Below are 1490 nucleotides of genomic sequence, written 5' to 3' on the forward strand. Positions count from 1 at the left end.
TTTATCATTTTGGCGTAAAACCTCCCCATTTATGGGGAGGATGTAAGGCATTGCTACGAAGTAGCAAAAATTAGTCAGGACGATTCTGACTCTCAATGTACCTAGTTAAAACTTCAAGACTTGCTCCTCCGCAAGATCCAGCAAAGTAACTAGGACTCCAAAGCGCCCCTTTCCACAAGTAACGATGAATGACAGGGAACTCTTGCCGTAGAAGCCTAGAACTAACCCCTTTCAATGAATTGATCAGCTTCGATAACTGCACTTTTGGAGGGTACTCAAGCATTAGATGAACGTGATCTTTCTCACCGTTGAACTCCTTTAGCTCAACTTCAAAATCGTTACATACTTCTCTTAATATTTGCTCCAAACGAATCAGTATTTCGTCATTGAACACCTTCCGCCGATACTTGGTGACAAAAACCAAATGTGCGTGTAATGCGCTGACGCAATGACGACCTCGACGGATCGGATGTTCTTGGCTATGTGTCATTAGACCAACTATTGATTTGTTGTTTAAGTCTATCCATAATAAGGCATCTTATCAGGAAAGACCAAATGACATTAGTAGCTTACAAATATCGGTTTAAGCCAAGTAAAGAGCAAGCAGAAATGCTTGAGCATACCTTTGGCTGCGTGCGATTTGTTTACAACAATGCTTTGGCTTTCTCGAAAGAACAGTATGAACAAGGTAACAAAACCAACTTCAGCGATTGGAATCAAAATTTAACTACGCTTAAAAAAGATGCGGATTATTCTTGGTTGAAGAACGTCTCAAGTGTGCCATTACAGCAATCGCTCCGTCATCTTGATAAAGCGTTTAAAGCATTTTTCAAATCTGGATTTGGCTATCCTAAGTTCAAAAACAAACATGGTAAGCAATCCGCTTGCTACATGGCTAACGCTTTTAAATTCAACGCTGAAACAAAGCAAATCACTTTAGCCAAGATGAAAAATTCATTGAAAGTCAAACTATCAAGACCGTTCAATGGCAGCCCGTCTTCCGTCTATGTGTCCAAAACTAAAACAGGCAAATACTTCATTTCGATGCTTGTTGAAACAGAAATTCAACCGTTACCTATCGCAAGCAAAACTGTGGGTGTAGACGTTGGTATCAAATCACTTGCGGCTTGTTCTGATGGCGTTGTATTCAACAATCCCAAATACACCAAGAAGTACGAGAAGAAGCTGGCTAAAGCTCAACGTAAACTTTCCAAGAAGACGAAAGGTTCTAATAATTTCAATAAGCAACGCATCATCGTGGCAAAGATCCACGAGAAGATTGCAAATTGTCGTGTTGATTTCACGCATAAAATGACAACGAAACTGATAAACGAAAACCAAGTGATCTGTATCGAGTCATTGCGAGTTAAAAACATGTTGAAAAACAAAAAGCTAGCAAAAGCAATTAGTGACGCAAACTTTGGCGAAATTGTCAGGCAGCTAGAGTACAAAGCTGCTTGGTATGGTCGAAGAGTGTCTAAGATTGATCA

At 39.9% G+C, this 1490-nt stretch carries 2 protein-coding genes; one reads left to right on the forward strand and one right to left on the reverse strand.

Going from position 1 to position 1490, the window contains the following annotated elements; translation table 11 throughout:
* Positions 1-70: 70 nt before the first annotated feature.
* Positions 71-490, reverse strand: coding sequence for an IS200/IS605 family transposase (gene tnpA / locus FKN93_RS17295; protein WP_170905755.1), 420 nt, complete (start codon positions 488-490; stop codon positions 71-73).
* A 65-nt stretch (positions 491-555) separates the two neighbouring features.
* Here tnpA and FKN93_RS17300 point away from each other — a divergent pair.
* Positions 556-1490: RNA-guided endonuclease TnpB family protein (locus FKN93_RS17300; RefSeq protein ID WP_170905756.1), on the forward strand; the 935-nt coding region annotated here is incomplete at its 3' end.

The sequence above is a fragment of the Vibrio sp. A8-1 genome (genome assembly GCF_013048685.1).
In the GTDB taxonomy this organism is placed as follows: Bacteria; Pseudomonadota; Gammaproteobacteria; order Enterobacterales; family Vibrionaceae; genus Vibrio; species Vibrio metschnikovii.